This is a genomic window from Paenibacillus sp. FSL M7-0802 (assembly GCF_038004945.1).
GTDB lineage: Bacteria > Bacillota > Bacilli > Paenibacillales > Paenibacillaceae > Paenibacillus > Paenibacillus polymyxa_B.
On the sequence record NZ_JBBOSD010000001.1, the window covers coordinates 126,635 to 144,331 of the forward strand.

Annotated in this window: 20 protein-coding genes; 1 reads left to right on the forward strand and 19 read right to left on the reverse strand. The window is 31.6% G+C overall.

Going from position 1 to position 17,697, the window contains the following annotated elements:
- Nucleotides 1-71 precede the first annotated feature (71 nt).
- The 18 genes from MHB54_RS00860 to MHB54_RS00945 all read right to left on the reverse strand — a co-directional run bounded on the left by MHB54_RS00860 (nt 72) and on the right by MHB54_RS00945 (nt 16,750).
- A complete protein-coding gene (locus tag MHB54_RS00860) occupies nt 72-311 on the reverse strand; it encodes a ClpX C4-type zinc finger protein (RefSeq protein ID WP_068940337.1) in 240 nt (79 codons plus the stop codon).
- A 100-nt stretch (nt 312-411) separates the two neighbouring features.
- Nucleotides 412-2,304 (reverse strand): ATP-dependent DNA helicase, encoded by a 1,893-nt coding sequence (locus MHB54_RS00865; RefSeq protein ID WP_340981264.1) that lies wholly within the window; start codon nt 2,302-2,304, stop codon nt 412-414.
- 840 nt (nt 2,305-3,144) lie between these two features.
- Nucleotides 3,145-3,450, reverse strand: a complete 306-nt coding sequence (locus tag MHB54_RS00870) for a hypothetical protein (protein ID WP_340981266.1) — start codon at nt 3,448-3,450, stop codon at nt 3,145-3,147.
- 230 nt (nt 3,451-3,680) lie between these two features.
- Nucleotides 3,681-4,739 carry a hypothetical protein gene (locus MHB54_RS00875; protein ID WP_340981268.1) on the reverse strand — a complete coding sequence of 353 codons (1,059 nt, stop codon included), beginning with the start codon at nt 4,737-4,739 and terminating at the stop codon, nt 3,681-3,683.
- A gap of 23 nt (nt 4,740-4,762) precedes the next feature.
- On the reverse strand, nt 4,763-4,939 hold the full coding sequence (locus MHB54_RS00880) for a hypothetical protein (protein ID WP_340981270.1): 177 nt from the start codon (nt 4,937-4,939) through the stop codon (nt 4,763-4,765).
- A gap of 172 nt (nt 4,940-5,111) precedes the next feature.
- Nucleotides 5,112-5,528, reverse strand: a complete 417-nt coding sequence (locus tag MHB54_RS00885; RefSeq protein WP_340981272.1) for a hypothetical protein — start codon at nt 5,526-5,528, stop codon at nt 5,112-5,114.
- Between the two features lie 354 nt (nt 5,529-5,882).
- Nucleotides 5,883-6,908, reverse strand: coding sequence for a hypothetical protein (locus MHB54_RS00890; RefSeq protein ID WP_340981273.1), 1,026 nt, complete (start codon nt 6,906-6,908; stop codon nt 5,883-5,885).
- A gap of 129 nt (nt 6,909-7,037) precedes the next feature.
- Entirely contained in the window at nt 7,038-7,277 is a 240-nt protein-coding gene (locus tag MHB54_RS00895; protein WP_340981275.1) for a hypothetical protein, read from the reverse strand.
- A 138-nt stretch (nt 7,278-7,415) separates the two neighbouring features.
- Entirely contained in the window at nt 7,416-7,628 is a 213-nt protein-coding gene (locus MHB54_RS00900; protein ID WP_340981277.1) for a hypothetical protein, read from the reverse strand.
- Nucleotides 7,629-7,664: 36 nt separating this feature from the next.
- Complete coding sequence (locus MHB54_RS00905; RefSeq protein WP_340981279.1) at nt 7,665-7,886, reverse strand: hypothetical protein; 222 nt, start codon at nt 7,884-7,886, stop codon at nt 7,665-7,667.
- A 43-nt stretch (nt 7,887-7,929) separates the two neighbouring features.
- Nucleotides 7,930-8,076, reverse strand: a complete 147-nt coding sequence (locus MHB54_RS00910) for a hypothetical protein (RefSeq protein ID WP_340981281.1) — start codon at nt 8,074-8,076, stop codon at nt 7,930-7,932.
- 284 nt (nt 8,077-8,360) lie between these two features.
- Entirely contained in the window at nt 8,361-8,834 is a 474-nt protein-coding gene (locus MHB54_RS00915; RefSeq protein ID WP_068940969.1) for a hypothetical protein, read from the reverse strand.
- Between the two features lie 121 nt (nt 8,835-8,955).
- Nucleotides 8,956-11,982: an N-6 DNA methylase gene (locus MHB54_RS00920; protein ID WP_340981284.1), complete on the reverse strand. Its 3,027-nt coding sequence runs from the start codon at nt 11,980-11,982 to the stop codon at nt 8,956-8,958.
- Nucleotides 11,983-12,014: 32 nt separating this feature from the next.
- Complete coding sequence (locus MHB54_RS00925; protein WP_340981286.1) at nt 12,015-13,892, reverse strand: hypothetical protein; 1,878 nt, start codon at nt 13,890-13,892, stop codon at nt 12,015-12,017.
- A 521-nt stretch (nt 13,893-14,413) separates the two neighbouring features.
- Nucleotides 14,414-15,637: a hypothetical protein gene (locus MHB54_RS00930; protein ID WP_340981288.1), complete on the reverse strand. Its 1,224-nt coding sequence runs from the start codon at nt 15,635-15,637 to the stop codon at nt 14,414-14,416.
- Nucleotides 15,624-15,785: a hypothetical protein gene (locus MHB54_RS00935; RefSeq protein ID WP_340981290.1), complete on the reverse strand. Its 162-nt coding sequence runs from the start codon at nt 15,783-15,785 to the stop codon at nt 15,624-15,626. The genes MHB54_RS00930 and MHB54_RS00935 overlap by 14 nt, the downstream gene beginning before the upstream one ends.
- 399 nt (nt 15,786-16,184) lie before the next feature.
- On the reverse strand, nt 16,185-16,439 hold the full coding sequence (locus MHB54_RS00940) for a hypothetical protein (RefSeq protein ID WP_340981292.1): 255 nt from the start codon (nt 16,437-16,439) through the stop codon (nt 16,185-16,187).
- Between the two features lie 161 nt (nt 16,440-16,600).
- Entirely contained in the window at nt 16,601-16,750 is a 150-nt protein-coding gene (locus MHB54_RS00945; protein ID WP_175405274.1) for a hypothetical protein, read from the reverse strand.
- 130 nt (nt 16,751-16,880) lie between these two features.
- Between MHB54_RS00945 and MHB54_RS00950 the strand changes: the two genes are divergently transcribed.
- Nucleotides 16,881-17,102, forward strand: coding sequence for a helix-turn-helix domain-containing protein (locus MHB54_RS00950; protein ID WP_068940993.1), 222 nt, complete (start codon nt 16,881-16,883; stop codon nt 17,100-17,102).
- 361 nt (nt 17,103-17,463) lie between these two features.
- Here MHB54_RS00950 and MHB54_RS00955 read toward each other — a convergent pair whose 3' ends face one another.
- Entirely contained in the window at nt 17,464-17,664 is a 201-nt protein-coding gene (locus MHB54_RS00955) for a hypothetical protein (protein ID WP_019687729.1), read from the reverse strand.
- Between the last annotated feature and the right edge of the window lie 33 nt (nt 17,665-17,697).

The following is a 17,697-nucleotide window of genomic DNA, read 5'->3' on the forward strand; positions in this document are numbered from 1 at the left end:
ACGCTATTCCAATTGACAGAATCGCATAGATTACTACGCTTATAGGAATGATCCTTTTTACAAACCACTGCCTATTCATTAGTACTGACTCCTTCATTCTCATCTTCAGCAATAATTTCTACGCATACTCCAATACATTCATTGCAAATACACACGTTCTTCGCTGTCACCATTTTATCTAATTCAGATTGACCCTTACCACAAAATGAACAGCGCAACTCATAGTCTCTTTCTGGAAAAGCGATTAATTCGTCATACTTCCTTGCCTTTTCCATCAATGTCATAGCTTCTTGCATTGCTTGTGGGTTCATAAATATGCCACTCCTTATGTGTTTTTTACATTGTAAAATTCAACTTTTATCTTGAGGCGCAACCAAATATTTAGTGGTCACGCCCTAAAATTCAACCCTGTCAAAACCTTGGTATTACTTTTTCTCTTACAAATTGCTCCACCAACTCAATGTCTTCCGTATGTTTTTTAAATGGCAAAGAACTAAGTACAGCCTCTCTATATGACTTTTTGTGACTTTCACTGATTCGAGAATCCAAAATACTAATAATACCTGTATCTACCTCTGATCTAATAAGCCTCCCCGTACCCTGACGTAACTTTATCAGCATCTCAGGAAGTAAAATTTCATTCATATGATCTTTTGAATTGTTTATCTTATATTCGGTAATTGGATCATTTGGAACAGGGAAAGGAAGCCTTACTATTATTACTTGCGATAGATCTGGGCCAGAAATATTTATCCCTTCCCAAAAAATACCCGTTCCAAACAGTACACCTTTACTTTCTTTAAACTCACTTAATACTGATTCTTGCGAAGATCCTTCTTTTTGTATAAGGATATTCCAATTAACGTCCATTGAAGATAAATTGTCAGTCACATATCTAAGATCCTCTTTTGCAGAGAATAAAACCAGCGTTCTTCCCTTAGTTAAATCACAAAGATATACAATTTTATCTAAAGCAGCTTTTAGGAAGTTACTCCTGTTATCCTCCCCGTTAATTCTATACAAGGGCATATCATTAGCGATATACATCAAAGCATTATCATGATAATTATAAGGAGAGAACTGCTGCTCACCAAATACGCCCATAAACCCCAATGCTTTTGAAATGTAATCGTACTTTTCTTCAAGCAGCTCTCCCGACTGACACATTGTAGCCGATGTTAAGGTAACTGAATTCCTACCTGCAAACAGTCTATCACTCAAAACATCTTTTATATTTTTCGGACAGTAACTAATTTCTACCTTGTTTTTATTTGATTTTTGAGACCATATTAGATGGTCTGTCCTGAGATGTCCTAAGACTTCAAATAGAGTATGGAAATTTCTCAGATCTTGTAACAAATCATCAATCTGTCTTTCTTTTTTGCCTGTATCAAGCAAAGACGTAGAGGTAATTAATTCTTTCGTAAATTCAGTTAACTTTTTAAAATCAATTGTAGTGAGTGGTGATATAGCATACCTTTCAGACTCTGTTACTCCAAAATCTGAAATTTGTTTTTCAATTAATTCGAATAAATTATCCACATCCTTTAAAAGAAGGGCTATATTCTTCATGTGTGTATAAACACCTCTAGAATCAAGCAATCTCGAAACATTCCCTATAGACCACTTTACTTCTGATAAATTGAATGTAAGAGTTAATGCACTTCTAACCTTCTCTTCGAAATTATGAGCTTCATCAATTACTGTCAGTGCATTATTGCTTGTTATAAATCCTCTTCCTGTTTCATACTTTCGAATTAGATCTCTAATTAACAAATCTTGATTTACTACAATAAAATCAATTTGCCAAGAATCAGACTTTATTAAGGTTCTCATCTCATAAAATTCACACGTATTTCTATAAGTGCATTTTTCATAAGTACACTTTTGTACAGCAACCCTATTCCAATCTTTATCTTGTATACTAAAAGATAAATCACTTCTTTGTTTTACCTTTCCAGAAGAAATTGCAGAAACTAAAGTTTCAAATAATTGATCTTCATTTTTTAATAAACCCATTTCAATTATCTTTTCCGTTCTTTCTTGGCATGAATAATTCCCCATCCCCTTGCCAATAACTGCTTTAATGTTATCAAAACCCAATTTCTGAGAGATATCATCTATGTCTTCAAAAATTTGCTCAGACAACTGAATTGAGGAAGTCGCTATAACAATAGGTCTACCAATCATTTTGTTGATTAATAACGAAGGAATCAAATAGGCATATGACTTTCCAATTCCAACACCTGCTTCAATTATCAGGTTATTATCGTCAATAAATGCTTCTGCTATGTCCAATGACATATTTTCTTGACCTTCCCTAGGATGCATACCATACTCTTCGATATTCCTATATATTTCGAAAATTTGATTTATAAGAATAGGTTCTAATCTTTTTTTATTTTGATGCCGACTAAATGACCAAGAAATATATATCTCCCCCTGTTATGCGCAATTAGTTTATATTATATCATGTAACCCAATAGAGAGAGAACATATGTACGAGAAAAATCAGATAAAATAACTGTTTCATTCGAATACATTTACTGTTTTGTTTATGCATTTTACGAACAGATTGTTTCCTTCTCTTTTATTAACAAAATAGCTTTCATTTTTAAATACAAAACAATCACTTTCGTAAATTTGTATGTTACTCTTTACAGCAAATTCTTCGTCGTCGAGGATAAACACTTTATAGTTGGTCATAATTGTTCTCCTTTTAATTTTCTATGTAAAATCCTGCTTTTATGGTGTTACTCCATCGATGCAACAACTGTCTCATTTCTTCCATTTTACATTCAGGAACAATTTCAAAGTAGATGTCAAATCAATTGGTTTTTCACCATGCTTCTCGCAACTAGCTACATACCAGTTATTATAAACATATTTGTATTTTGAGTAGTGCTTCATACGTAATTTTCTCCCTTCAAAAGATTATCAAATACTGTTTTTACTTAGACACTCAATTATCTCTTTCATATCTAGCGCAATAAACCCATCTAGTATCGTTGTTAATTGTTTTATAGTCATACACTTGATCCCATCCATTTCGAATCATTGCTTTCTTGTGGTATGCTCTCTCTTCTTCAGTGGTATATTCATAATCTCTAGTGATAAACTCAGATAAAAATTTCATACATCTACCTACAATTTTTCGATTTTTCCCATAAGAGTGCTCTTTATGTCTTTGTAGCCTTTGTTTTGTTTTATAGAAACAATGGTTTCTTTACTTGAAGGATCATCGAAGATATATCCAACAACCCCTTTGTATGATCTACTTCCAACGACTTCAATCTTTACATTATCTCCAACCTGCACACCATATTTTTTGAACCTTTCATTGCAAATCCCAACGACTTCAACCCTGTATTCATCATAATTTTGATCTTTTTTCGGTGCTTGTTGTACAAACCACTGTCCAGAGCCGATTTCAAAGCTTTCATTATTCATAAATTTATCCTCCTTAAATTTCCACACCGGTTATTTTATCGTATGCTTCTGTTCATATCTATTTCTTATGAAATCGTTGTTTTACAATACAGCGTTTCCTGATCCAATACATTGTTACTCTTTCGATAATGTTATTATATCACACTTTTATTTTATAATCAATATTCATTATATTTAATTATTAAACTAATCAAAAAACTGAGCCTTTTAACAGACTCAGTTCTCAATAGCTATTTTAGTTGTATTAGTCCACTCTTATCCTGTGTAAACTTACGACCTGAAGCTTCTGATTCTAATGTATCTTGTACCTCACTACTGTTTACTTTTACACCATTTAAAACTATTTTTCGAATTGCTTTTATACTTGCTTCTAAGGTTAACTTTTCTTTCTTGTACTTACTAATCATCTTATCTTTCTTAGTAATGCTTTCAGTATTAGCTGATAATTCCATTTCTTTTATTTCTAATTGATGTTTTAGATCTCTGACTTCTAGTTTTAAATCATGGATAGTTGATTCCAAATCACTTATATTTTTCATATCATTAAGCATTTTATTCATCTTTGTTTGAAAAGTTCCTACTACTATATTCTGTTGCTGCTCTTCATGCGCTGTTGATTTAGTCACTAACAATACTTCTTCTTGAGATTCCTTGGATTGCTTATTCAAATAGATCAGATTATTTCCCTCAATATATTTTTCTAATGTTCCATGTTTCTTATTGACGTTTTTATACTTCTGATAAATTGCATGAGGATTCTTTTTAATGACTTTGGCTGCCTTTCTAATAGCACCCCATTTACTATTCCCCTTATTAGTTTCGTCTTTCATTATCTCGTTAAGTGTTATCAAATCGGCATCTGTCCAAACGCCTCTCTTTTGATCTATAGTAGATGTTTCTTCAACTTTCAAGAGATAGTCTCTTACCTTGACTGCTACTTCGCTGTCTCTTAATAGCATTCCTATTCGCAATACCGCTCTTTTAGGAAGTAACTTCACTACAAATTGCTTGCTGGGCAAGGCTTTTGTCAACTTGTTAAAAGCCTCATCCTTACTTGTTAAAGTATGAACACCGTCTGTTTGAAACTCTTTTTTGTATCTGGTAAACATATTACCTATTACGGCGTATTCTACCTCATAAAAATCTGCAACTGCTCTAACAGTCATATGTTTCTTATCAGGCAACATAGAAAGAGATTTCACTTTTTCAAGTACTTCAGTTCTATCTATGTATTGATCTCTTACATTCTTATCCTCAACAAAGTTATCTGTCTTCAGCAAAGCTCCCATATTTATTCTCCTCCAAGTTTCATTTATTTATAAGATTTAATCAATTTTTCAAGTTTCATTATTTCAGGCTTTTGTAATGGCTGCTTATCGTTAATAAATAGTGAGAATAAAGAATTACTTATTGATAATTTACTAGCAATAAATGATTTTTTAATTCCTCTTTCACTAATTAACTGTAGCGTTCTTTCTCTTAGTGTCATGCACTCACCTCCGTTAAAATTTATTTTAATTATCTCTTGGACTTACTATAACATTTCATTTCAATGTAGTCAATACATTTCATTATTTTTATTTGTTAAAATAAACGTCTATAATTAAAAAAAGCGCTAGAGATATTTTCTCGCGCTTCTTATTAGTAAAAGTAACATTTTACTATGAATATTTGGTTCTTGCCTCTAATCCTTTAGTTATAAATCCAATAGTTAGAGTTGCGTAAGTTATGGCATTCATCAATTTCCCAAATTTTTCGGTCAATATCTTCTCTGGGACATCATAAAGCTCTATTGGAACATATATCGTTATAAATAATATCAACAAAACTACAATGATCATTGATATTCCTGAAAGCACCTTCTCAAATTTATTCCGTTCTCTTTTCGATATTTTGTAAGAAGATTTAAAATAATCAAAAGTTGTTAGTAGTATTGACACAAATCCTGTTGTTATTGTTAAACCAGTTAATACGTTAATCCAAATTGAAACTAATGATAAAACTAAATATACTAATGCAACTACGTAAAATAATGTTGATAGGCAGAAATCTATATAGTATGTGAGTCTTCTATTCATTAAATATTTAAGTCCCCTCATTTCATGGTACACAAACAAAAAGCAACCTTGAAGGCTGCCTAATTGATTACTATATGCGTTACATTTGCCGCAGTTGCAATAACTCCAATAAGATTTTGCATAACAGCAGACGTTATATTGGCAACGTTCTCCGAGCTAGTATCTGGATTTTGAAAAGAATAAATAGTATACCCTAGAAATAAACTAGCTCCCAATAGAGCAAACCAGTTTTTTGCGTTCATTCTCATATAATTCACCTATGTCTTTTTCCTAATTATAACATATGGTTCAATATGATGTACAGTCTATATAAAAGACTGGTTTTATTAAATGTATAAAACTATTAGTAGATAATCAATCAATGACAAGATTATCTACTATACCTAATTTTGCTAAACGTTTTATATAACCTATATATGTTCCAACTTTATATCTCGGTCCTTCAACTGTCCAACTTGCACTGTGCTTTTTCTCAAAGTTCACTTTAGATTGAATTTCTGAAAATAAGAACTTTTCGTTAAAACCAAATTGAAAATCTTCATCCAATACGATCTCCCTCTGTCCTTCTTTAAAGGTTCCAGAGAAATTAACATTACGTACTTCATTATTTCTTTGCGATTTGTCTTTTTGCCTTATGTTCTTTTCTGGAAAAACAAACTTTTTAGTTATTTCTCGATTAACATAAGTAGCCAGTTCTAAAATCAATTCAATAAATTTAATAAACTGGTCTTCATCAATTGTGATTTTTTTCTTCGAAGGCTTTATGCCATTTAAATACTTTTTGACATACAGATCATCCAAATTACCGTTATTGTGTACAATTAAATTCCTTATATCATACACTTGTTCAATTAACTTAATTTCTAAACCAGAGTTTCCAAACTCAACATTCAGATTTCGACTGAAAAATTTTCTAATATTTTTGAATCCCCCCAAAACAATTGCTCTTATTTCATTAGCTAGAATGTCATCGTGTATTCGAAGAATACTATCTATTGAAAGTAACTCACTAACTTTATAAGTCTTCTCTTTTTGTGATTCAAATGGTTTGGTTGTGATGTTTGATATCTCTCTTAAAGTGTCACCAAAGAAAATCTCAAGTGATGAAATTAAACGTACAAGGAGAGACTCTCTTAAGAAACCTCTATATGTATCACTCAGTTTTCTTTGTATCTCATTCGGCGATCTAGCAATAATTTCGTTATTATAAAAGAATTCTGAAGCCATTGTAATTGTTCCATCTCTTAAATCATCTTTTATCGATTTTTGTGTTCCTTCATAAGCATACACTGTTAGCAAATATAATCTTCTCAATGCTCTGCTTTCTAATCTAAAGATTATATAGCTCTTTAAACGATCATTCTTTGTACCTTCACTCATCTCGTTATCACCCCACATCAATAATAATAATAGATTGGTTACAATAAGTACACTTCGCTCTTAGGAATAAATATTATTTTGCTACTTCACTCAATTATTTGAGGAATAAAATAAGCATTTTACATAAACTTAATCCACATATACCCCACCTTCAACTTCCATGACTTCTTCCATCATTTCTTCAATATCTGCTACAGGCCGCTCATTAACCGTAATACTATTCTTGTGTATCTCAATTGTGCAATGATTAGTATGTATTGTACATGTAGGAGAGATGATGAATGTATATTGATCACCAGACACTTCATAATACAATCCTTCGGCATCAAGTTTCTTAGTAATTTGTTTCACCAATTTATCAATCTTCATTATTTTCATGCTCCTATCTCAGTGCTTTTATAATTATACATATTTATGAATGAAAATATCGTTAATTGCGAGTGTTATACTTTCAATATTGAATATTCATACAATTGCATCTATGTAAAACAAGAATTTTATTTAGATTCAACCTTCGATATCTACGATGTCATATTTGTCCTCTGGATCAGTTTCAAAATGACGTGATTCATAAAAATCAAATGTTGAAATTTCACTTGTTCCTCCATTGAATTCAAAACCATTATCTTCGATCCATTGAATAAATTTATCCATAAGCTCACTTGCCGACAAATCAGCTTTCGCCGTAACAATTCCTTTGATCTGAATATTCTTCATCATTAACAACTCCCTTGGGGTTTTTATGAAATCACTCTTTTATTTGCTCTTGTAACCAGAAGAAAAAAGTACACTTTCAACCGAATTTACATTGCTTCTCTCTAAGATGTTGTTCCTGACCCAATTAGGTCTATTTAAATTATTTTTATAGAAGGCTTTTTGGAACACCTTAATATTTTTACCATCTGTGAATACAGCAACTTTGCAAGGGGTGTTTTGCATTGCCTTTATAATTCCTTCGTAAATTCTATACAATTCCATATTTCACTTCCTATATAAAATTGAGTAACTCATTCGCTTGTAGCTACCATCCTCTACCGTTTATCACTGCTTCTAAATTTCCTTTCGCGTGATTAATATAGTCTTCTTTTCTAGAATCATTTCCATATGCACCAACGACCTTTTCCAATTGTTTCTCATAATACTTAATCAATTCTTCTTTTGTTTTCATTGTTTATTCCTCCTAATAATCTGATGAAATGAGTATTTTACATACGAGACATTGCGACTTTTAGGACCTGTTCGTTATCGATAAACATAAATTCATTATTTAACTTTATATTCAACTGAATCGATTTTTTAGTTCCCTTTAGCCTTTTAAATAGTTTTAGCATCGTCAATTCCTCCACTTCATATTTATATCTAAGTTCCAGTACATCGTTACTCGTTACAATACATTGTTACAGTTGCAACCTAGCCAGCTTTTACTGGCTAACGCTCAGAGCCTAATGCGGTTTATTGTCGCTCTGACGACTCTTTTAGATTCGTTAATTCTCTTACAAAGCTATTGAAATCACTGTCGCTGTTAGGATGGAATTCTCCACTGTTGAAACCAATCCTATAGTATCGACCTTCTAACATATAAAATTCATCTGTGTCGTCCATGGAGTCTATTTTTTGAATAAGAGTGCCTTTATTTCTAATATTATTTTTGAAATCATCCCGGTTATTCACACGCACAGTACAATACTTATGTAGAAATTTTATTATAGGTTTTGCGGTAGATTCAAAAATTTCCTCATTTTCGATAGCGTCCCTCCAGCCATCATAAACAGCGTAGTGTAGTCGAATTTCTATACCACAGTTTGTACACTGCAAAGTATAGTTGTCATCCGCATCGCTATAATCTACTTCATACAGGAAAGATCCGCACTTCTCACATTTACACTTTGTTGCAACTGGAGCAAATGATAATTGTTCATTTATCATTCTAACCGCCTCCTATGTATTTATCTTATGGATTTATTATATCACGTAATTTCATTATATTGAATAGTTTAATTATTTTTTTATTTTAAATCACCGAATATATTTAAGTAAAATATCAGTTTTACACAATATCTTGTCTTCCCCATCGAATATAGGTTTTTCCTTCTTTATCTTTTTCTTTGGTCATTAACATATCCAGCAAATCAAAATGAACACCGTATTTCTCATATAGCTCATCATCATCAATCTCTTGATTTTTCATGAAGAGATTTAACTTTTCTTTGGTTAGGATCAACCCTAGTAAATTGCTTTCTATACTGTTCTCATACGTTACAAAATGAATTTCCTTCAAATTCTTACTATTATAACGAACGAATCTAAAGTAGTACTGAGACATTGTAGCCTCATTCCATGACAACTCTGGTATAATCACTTTGTTAACAAATCCTATATTCATACTACTGCTTAAACTTTGTTGTGTACTCAATAAAATTCCATTTCCGGACTTCCGCAATTCGTTCACAATCTCTTTTCGTTTGTTTAGGTTTACTTTGTCACCTGTAATCACAAAAAGCGGCCTATTGGGGAATTTATCGCGTATAGCTTCAACGTAAGCATTAACTGTTTTAATGTGTCGTACGCCAATGGCAACATATTCATTATTCCATTTATTAAGCATAGATAATATAACTTTGAATTTGTTTGGCGTGTCCCCCAAATATTCTTTATATGCTTGTGGTGCTGCACAAATTTTAAGCATCAACATCAATTGGTTTAGTATTTCCATCATTCGGTCTTTACGTAGATTGCCAGTACTTTTAAAGAGATGTTTCATTGAATAAAATTCTTCAATTGCTTTTCTATACAAATCTTTCTCTTTAGCCGAAAATCTGCTTGTATTTTGGAAAATTTCATATATCTTCTGTCCTCTTACTTCTTCAAAAGTACGTGTAATGATCGTTTTATCAATCATTCTTTTTAGCACTTCACTGTTAAAAATATCTTGAGTATGCTGACCCACCCCAAAAACGGTAATCTTCTCAGGTATATGCGATTCATTAAACAATTTGTAGCCTTTATGATATGCAGGTATAGGCTTTAAATATAACTTGTTTTTTGTTTCATTAAGTTTAGTTTTATCGTCTTTATCTGGCTTATAGATGTATTCTGACTCACTCAACATATTGATACTATTATTGTAAAGTAATTCAAATTGTGTTGCAGCTTCAGTAATTGTATTACGCGTCATTGTGCCAGTCATAAGTGTTTTATACTTCACTCTGCGAAAAACGCTTAGAACGGCTTTGGTGCGTTTAGAATTAGGATTTGAGATATTGTCAGCTTCATCTAAAATTAAAGCAACTTTTTGAGATTGAATCTTAATATATTTCTTAATGAACTTCTGATATTTTGATAAGATATTTAAAGTTATTATAACAATTTGGCCTTGTTGGATTTTATTTATATCTGATAGTTCGTTAATTCGAATGTAACTGATTTTGTAATCTTCTAAAATGCTTTGCCATGTATTATTAATGGCAATCGCAGTACTAACAATAAATACATTTCGAACATTTTTGTATTTTAGTCTGTAAAGCAAATTTGCAATTCCCGAGACTGATTTCCCAGCACCTTGCCCCCATTGTAAAAATCCATATTGCTTCTGTAATATCTTATTTGTATCTTCTTTTTGAATTGGATTTAGCCTAATTTCTTCATCGTTTTCATAGTCAACAATAACTAAATCATCTAAGAATGTTGTTATTTTTGCATCAAGTTCTATATTCTTAAATTGCTTCGATTGCATATTAAATGCTCTTACTTTTTTATCGAAAAACTTTTTATATGACTGGTCTTCAAAAGGATATTCTCCTTTAACAATCATGTCACTGAAAGATACTTCTTTTGTCTCCGTAAACTTAGATAGATAAATTTTGTTTTTATGCGAATATCCTTTTAGCTTTAAACCGTAGTTAGTTTTTACTAGTTTTATGGAATCCTTTTCTATGATATGTTGATTTTTTAAAACACGCTTTAAATACGATAACACTTTCCTTTTTGTAATTCTAACTTGTTCCCATTCATCGAATTTCATTTCATTGGGTCTAATTTGTGCATAATATCTATTGACGTAATCAACACACTTTGCATAATTCAAATTAATCTTAGGATTTCGCTTAATATCAAACAAATATTTTGTTACTTTGAAACTAAAGTTTTTATCTTCATTATTACTATGAATTTGTTCAAAGAATAGTTTGTGTTTAATTTTTTCTTTAGTAGATATGATAGGCTGAATGAATTTGTTATATATATAGTCACTACTTGTTGAATTTAATTCTGCTATATAGAAATCAGTATGGTAGGAATTTTCCTCTACAATGTGTTCGCTCTTTTTTTGAAAAAACATTATTTTTGTCTTAAAGTTATCAACTCCAACGGACTTAAAAGCATCTGAAGGCATGGCAACTTGATAAACAAAATTGTATCTATTATTCAATTCTTTGATCATTCCACCGTCAGTAAAGTTGTCAGATAAGAAGGAACATGGAACAATTAATCCAAGAAGTCCAGCAGGTTTTAAAAGTTCATGAGCCTTGATACAATAGTACAATTGACTTAAATATTCGTCTTTTTCTACAGTCCATTTAAGATTAAAAGGCGGATTCCCCAGAATTAAATCAAAGGAAATATCTGGGTGATAATTTCTAATATCATCTTTTGATATATGTATTGCTGGATATAGATACTTCATAACCTTATAAGCTTTAATATCTATTTCATTAGCATAGACATTACTAAGATTGGGTAAAAAGTTAAAGAAGTTACCTATACCTGCGGTCAGATCGGCTATCAAATCATGTTTAGATGGTTTAATACAATCAATAATAAAATTACATACATGATGAGGCGTAAAAAATTGCCCGTTTTCTAATTCCTTTTTCGCTTCTGAAAATAAATGAAAATTACCATAATCATTAAAGGAAAGTCTATGTAAACCACCATCGCCTGTATATGTGTTATAGATTATCTGAGATGTTATACCATGTTTAGCAGTTAAGTTGTTATCTATAAGATGAATTATTTTATCGTTAATTTCCTTTCTTTTATGTTGCGGAATCATTATGTTGGATATTTGATATGACATATCTATATTTACACTCCTCTTTAATCTGCGTATTATACAGCTACTTTTTTATAACCACAGTATTCTGTAGCAAATGCGCGCGCTTGTTGGTGTGTATCAAACTCAATTTCCATTTTTCCATTTTTAAAAAATTTAATTGATTTTACTTTATCTAAGGTACTAGGAGAATAGCGCTCATAGTTATCTATTTTTTTTGAATTATCATATCCACAATATTTCGATTTTAATTCTTCGTTACTGGTAAGTGATCCGTTATCAAAAAGCTGTAACGACTTAAATATTTTTTCTACTTTTTCACTTAGTCTATATTCTCTCCATATCGAATCGAAATGAGCAAAATAACCATCAAGAACAAGTTTTCCGTTTTTTAAAGTTATCTTGTCTCCATGCTTAAACATCTCTTTAGTAGCGTCTTTAATTTCTTTTTCGGCTTTTTCGTTGAAAGTAAATCCGTCTAACTGGATAAATATAATATCAACGATATCCTTATGGGTAACATCAAAATCCAATCCTTTCATAACTTTATCGCCGTTGATTGTGACATTATAATTTTTTTGAAAATAAAAACATATATTGTTGATAAAACTATTTCTAATCTCCAGCAAACTTTTTTCATAGTCGTAATTACTCATAACTCCATAAAATGAACTGTGCGAAACCCCATCAAGTTCCTTTTTAAAATTTACATAAGCATTCAGAACGGCTTTGTAAGTACGTTCCTGCTCTTGACAGAACTCCATATCCTCAGAAGAAATTCTCTGATCATTTGAAATTTCAAAACTATCGAATTTAGAAAACACACTATCCATTGAATTGGTAGTCATTTCTTTGTCCTCCGTATCTTTTTCATTTGTTTTAAAACTATGATAAATCACATTAGTGTTGTCCCCTTGAGTTGTCACCTCGAACTCTTCAGTAATTTCATTGATAATAATATCAGTAGCAATTGTAGGAACATTAGAAACAGTTTGTTTACGAGCTGTCTTTCTATATACTGTTTTTTCTTTATATTCTGTCACTTCAACAAATTCAATTACTACAATGTGTCCCTTTTTAAGTAATTCATTTAATCTGTCAACTGTAAGACTCCATGATTTTCCCATACTCGTAGATGGTTTATTATTTTTGGTTAATTGTGCAAATGCGTTATAGTGTTCACCTTTATAGGAAAAGGTATATTTATTTCCTTTGTACTTACCATGTGTATATCCAACTTTCATAATAAAAGTGAACCCGTCTTTAATATCACTTCCTGTTACCTCTGTAACTGTCTTTTCAATTTCTTTTGTGACTGTAACAGGCACCTGAATTACTTCTGCTTGCAATGCATCAGTATTCTTAATAACTTTTTCAAATCTATTGATCAATGCTTCTACTTTCTCAGCTTTTTGCTGCTTCTCGGTCTTCTCTTTGTTCTCCCAATCGTAGTCATTGACTGCGAATACACCTTTGCCCTTCGCAATTATTTGACCATCTTTTTCAATGTGCCAGCTTGTACCACGTGGATTAGCAAAAGAGAATTTAGGATACGTTTCAACAACTTTATACTTTTCAATTGCCCCAACTTTTTCCTTTTCTTTTTCAATCAATACAGCACAAGAAGCTTTCTCATTTTCTGATGACGCAGCATCATTCATCATAGCCTCAAGTTTTTTAATGCGGTCGTTAGTTTTATATACAGCATTGCCACATATGTATTCTTTTTGTTCATATCCGCTATAGCGCAAATTATTTTGATCGATACAAAGAACAAATCCATTTTTTTCAGCAATTCCATCCCAATCAGCAGGACTAAAGTAATCAATCATAGCGTCTGATTCATCGTTTTTAAATCCATAAATTTTCCAACCTTTTTGTACTAAAGCCATTGCAATTTTAACTCTTGCCTCTTGTTTGTCTCCGTACCACATAATAATAACCACCTTTTTATCATTATTTTTATTTATATTTTTCGTTTTATCTCAATACTAAGTGACCGTATACTGTTTGAGCCTTTAAAGCTTGCTTGCGTTGCCACTGGCTCTTTAATACTGCTAATTTTGTTTGACTCATTGTGTTTTCACCTCGTTAATCTCATGTTCTTTATGTACTTATTATAGCACGGTTTTATATTATAAACAATATATTTCATTATATTTAATTATATAATTTGAGTAAACGACAAATAAACCACCTATCAGATGAATAGATGGTTAGATGAAAAAAACAAAATAGCCGCATAGGGTGAATTGCCAAAGGCAAGAGGGAAACGGCGGCAGGTCGATAATGCGTTCACTAAGCGTAGCGCAGTGCTTTATCGAGATGGTGAGAGAGTTTCCCTTTATGTTCGATATAAGTATATGTTATTATTTTTCCTTTAACACTTAGGTATAAAAAACCCTTTATTTAAATGTATTTTTTATTAGCTTTGGAATGTAAAATCTCCCAATCATTATTCCTCTAACCATCTTAACAATAAATCACGCATCCTCTGAGATGGTATATAGATATGTATTTGACCATTCTCTCTAATTGCACTTCTCCATATCCATTGAATTAGTTCACCCGTTGCCCATGTATCTTGATCAATCTCTATTTTTCTTTCTTTAAAAAATCCTTCTACAATAGGATTCATAAATCGGTTTGCTGTGTATGCCAAATAAGATCTATCTTTGTATTGGTTAGTGGCTCTTATATTACACGAAACAAATGATCTTTGATAACCCGGTGAACTAATCTTACTTTGATAATCCTTAAAAGTTGTCCATATAATTTGATTTGATTTTGCTTTCATCTTGTGTTTGAAATAATTAGACACATTATTTTTAAGTCTAATCAAAGATTGATTCCTTTTTTCATACCAACTATTAGACAGAGAATATTTTTCTTTACCTATGTCATTAAGTGTCCCTTCATATATATTAATCAATGTTTTAAGCCTGTTTCTAACCTCTTTGTCATTGGATTTTCCTTCATGAATAGTAAAAGATGAATCAATATGGTTGATATGGAAATATTCATACTCTATATTATTTAAGTCATAATAATACTTTTGAATTTGCCCTGAAAATTTATATGTGAGAATGTATACCTTTTTAAAAGCATTGAATATGGAATGTGGGAATGTCCATATTAATATAGCTCCACGATAGAATAGCAGATTTCTATTATTGGCCATATTTTTTACATCATTAAACTTTCCATCATACTCCTTTGCTTTCTTATCTTCATTGTTCCAACAAACATAACCCTCATTATCAACATAAATTAGTTTATTATCAAATAGAAGTTCTTTGTCAGATTTTTTAATAGTTAGATATTCTACTATATCCATAACCTCATCAAGAACTAAAACATAATTACCTGCCTGTATAAGTTCTCTCGTCTCTTCGTTTGATTGTTTAAATAGTGCATGAGTAGAAGCAATATTTCCCCCTTTTGCCAGTAAGTCATGAAAAGAGTCTTGTTTTTTCGTAAAATGCCCTTCTGCATCATAGTTCTTAGGATCGAAAAATCTTTTGTTAGGACAGGCATGCTTAATACGATCTATTTCATCTAAAAACGGAGTGATAAAAATATATTTATGGTCTGCGTCTTTATTCATCATTTGAATAGCTGCGGATGTTTTACCTGAACCCATTATAGAATCTACAACTTTAATCTTAGTTATCTTCATCAACCTTTCTGAGCTTAATAAAACCAGTGATCAGTGAATACAACCCTACAAATGAAACAATGCTTATTGACCACCAATTAGGCATGAATGACGCAAGCACAAACATGATAATAGCAATAGATAGCCTTGTGGCTGCTTCAGTTTTCATATTTATAATCCTCCCTTATATAAGTTGATTTTATTTAACTCCTATAATACAATTGTAAGAGAAAAGGGTAGGACGGTGTTAGTTTCCGTCCTAGCAATGTCTTCAAGTTTAGCGACTTGGATTAGCGCTTACGTCTGTTGCGGGACGTAGGTGCTTTTTTCTTTTTCCGCTTCTTCTTTCTTGATGCTATGTATTCGGTGATATCCTTATACACAAGTCGTAAGAAAGTTAGAATGGATATGATGACTGCTGTTTTCTGCCAGTTGTCCAAGTGGTTTCACCTCCCTCCCTTACATATATAATTATATCATAAAATTTATATATTGTATAGTATTTCATTATATTCATTTGTTAGATTTATATAAAATAAACCACCTATTTGACGGTTATCATAGATTATTATTTATAGTTTCTAATTAGATTCTTAGCTATAAAAACATCCGACATTTCATCAATATGAACACTATCTACTAAGCCAAGATTGAAATAGCCACAACCTTCATATTGACTGCCACACGCTCCTTCTTCTGCTAGTTCAAGCATGACTCTTCTGAGTTCCGATGATGTATACTCATTATAAGTAACTCCTATAGCACATCCTACGGCATTTAATGCTTTGGCTATAAGTTTTGTAATCTTAATAGATTGATTCATATGTATTCACGTCCTTAGTTATTATTTTTGTTTCACGTGGAACAAATCATTATATTCATTTGTATAAGATTAATATTTAATCTTTATTATTACTATAAGCCAAAGTAATAAGCTTGTTACTATAGTTACCTTATCTTTAAGTCTCCATGACTTCATGTTATTCATCCTTTCAGGTGGATGTATACATATTTCCCTTGGTAGTCTACTCTGTCCATTTGAAAGGCTGTAGATAGCTCAAGAATATCCATGTCAGTGCCTAGTGTATGTATGATGGTTGAGCCGTTTTGTTTAACTACTCGTATATGCTTCATTTTGCTGTCCCTCCTTTAGTGTACCTCTTATATTTATATTATACAGTATTGTATATTCAGTAGTCAATATAATTTCAATTATTTATTCAATATTGTATACTGTAGTAATCACGTTAAAGGAGATATTATAATGCTCAAATACAAAGGTAAACTAAGAGAGACACTAAAGGATAGAGACATAAAGCAATCGCAATTAGCAGTAGATGCAGGAGTCCCACAACCTTATATATCGAGGTTTGATAAGTCTGAGCAACATAATATAAGTAATTTATTTGCAGTGGCTAAAGCGTTAGGAGTGAGTGTAGAAGAGTTGTTTACAGTAGAGGAATCGGATGAGAATGGCAGTAAGTAAGTGGATCGCTTATATGATCCTATAATCAGTAAGCACAAAAAGAGCCTAGATATTTATGTCTAGGCTCGCATATATCTATTAATTTCTATTACTTTCTGATTGAAGCTACAAAGGTGATTACACTTATAAAGATAAATACATAAGGAATAAAGCCAGGTAATGATGTATTGTTAATGCCTAATAAGACACATCCAATTATAAATACAATGACCGATAATGTACGTGTCAACATTGCTTTAGAGTTAGTCATACACAAGTCTCCTTTCACACTTGATGCCGTATCATAACAAACTTATTGTTATTGTAGCCTAGAGACTTGAAGGAGTCAATTGACCCCTTCAACCTAGACAGGATGTATGTATTATGCCTGATTGTCACGTTCTAGTTTGTCATTCTCTAGTTTAAGTCTTCTTGTCTCCTCCTTTATCTTTTCTGTTTCAGCTTTAACCTTTTCAGTATCAGCAATTTTTCTAGCCTTATCAGGGAAGAAGTTCATTGCCAGTATTGTTGTTGTTAAAGCAGCCCCAACCGTTGCAAGTATTTTACTTATTGTTTCAATCATGTTATCACCTCCTTACATATATTATTATAACAC

Coding starts and splice junctions, on each gene's coding strand:
- MHB54_RS00860 (WP_068940337.1), bottom strand. CDS start 311: ATGAACCCACAAGCAATGCAAGAAGCTATGACATTGATGGAAAAGGCA.
- MHB54_RS00865 (WP_340981264.1), bottom strand. CDS start 2,304: ATGTCATTGGACATAGCAGAAGCATTTATTGACGATAATAACCTGATA.
- MHB54_RS00870 (WP_340981266.1), bottom strand. CDS start 3,450: ATGAATAATGAAAGCTTTGAAATCGGCTCTGGACAGTGGTTTGTACAA.
- MHB54_RS00875 (WP_340981268.1), bottom strand. CDS start 4,739: ATGGGAGCTTTGCTGAAGACAGATAACTTTGTTGAGGATAAGAATGTA.
- MHB54_RS00880 (WP_340981270.1), bottom strand. CDS start 4,939: ATGACACTAAGAGAAAGAACGCTACAGTTAATTAGTGAAAGAGGAATT.
- MHB54_RS00885 (WP_340981272.1), bottom strand. CDS start 5,528: ATGAATAGAAGACTCACATACTATATAGATTTCTGCCTATCAACATTA.
- MHB54_RS00890 (WP_340981273.1), bottom strand. CDS start 6,908: ATGAGTGAAGGTACAAAGAATGATCGTTTAAAGAGCTATATAATCTTT.
- MHB54_RS00895 (WP_340981275.1), bottom strand. CDS start 7,277: ATGAAGATTGATAAATTGGTGAAACAAATTACTAAGAAACTTGATGCC.
- MHB54_RS00900 (WP_340981277.1), bottom strand. CDS start 7,628: ATGATGAAGAATATTCAGATCAAAGGAATTGTTACGGCGAAAGCTGAT.
- MHB54_RS00905 (WP_340981279.1), bottom strand. CDS start 7,886: ATGGAATTGTATAGAATTTACGAAGGAATTATAAAGGCAATGCAAAAC.
- MHB54_RS00910 (WP_340981281.1), bottom strand. CDS start 8,076: ATGAAAACAAAAGAAGAATTGATTAAGTATTATGAGAAACAATTGGAA.
- MHB54_RS00915 (WP_068940969.1), bottom strand. CDS start 8,834: ATGATAAATGAACAATTATCATTTGCTCCAGTTGCAACAAAGTGTAAA.
- MHB54_RS00920 (WP_340981284.1), bottom strand. CDS start 11,982: ATGTCATATCAAATATCCAACATAATGATTCCGCAACATAAAAGAAAG.
- MHB54_RS00925 (WP_340981286.1), bottom strand. CDS start 13,892: ATGTGGTACGGAGACAAACAAGAGGCAAGAGTTAAAATTGCAATGGCT.
- MHB54_RS00930 (WP_340981288.1), bottom strand. CDS start 15,637: ATGAAGATAACTAAGATTAAAGTTGTAGATTCTATAATGGGTTCAGGT.
- MHB54_RS00935 (WP_340981290.1), bottom strand. CDS start 15,785: ATGAAAACTGAAGCAGCCACAAGGCTATCTATTGCTATTATCATGTTT.
- MHB54_RS00940 (WP_340981292.1), bottom strand. CDS start 16,439: ATGAATCAATCTATTAAGATTACAAAACTTATAGCCAAAGCATTAAAT.
- MHB54_RS00945 (WP_175405274.1), bottom strand. CDS start 16,750: ATGAAGCATATACGAGTAGTTAAACAAAACGGCTCAACCATCATACAT.
- MHB54_RS00950 (WP_068940993.1), top strand. CDS start 16,881: ATGCTCAAATACAAAGGTAAACTAAGAGAGACACTAAAGGATAGAGAC.
- MHB54_RS00955 (WP_019687729.1), bottom strand. CDS start 17,664: ATGATTGAAACAATAAGTAAAATACTTGCAACGGTTGGGGCTGCTTTA.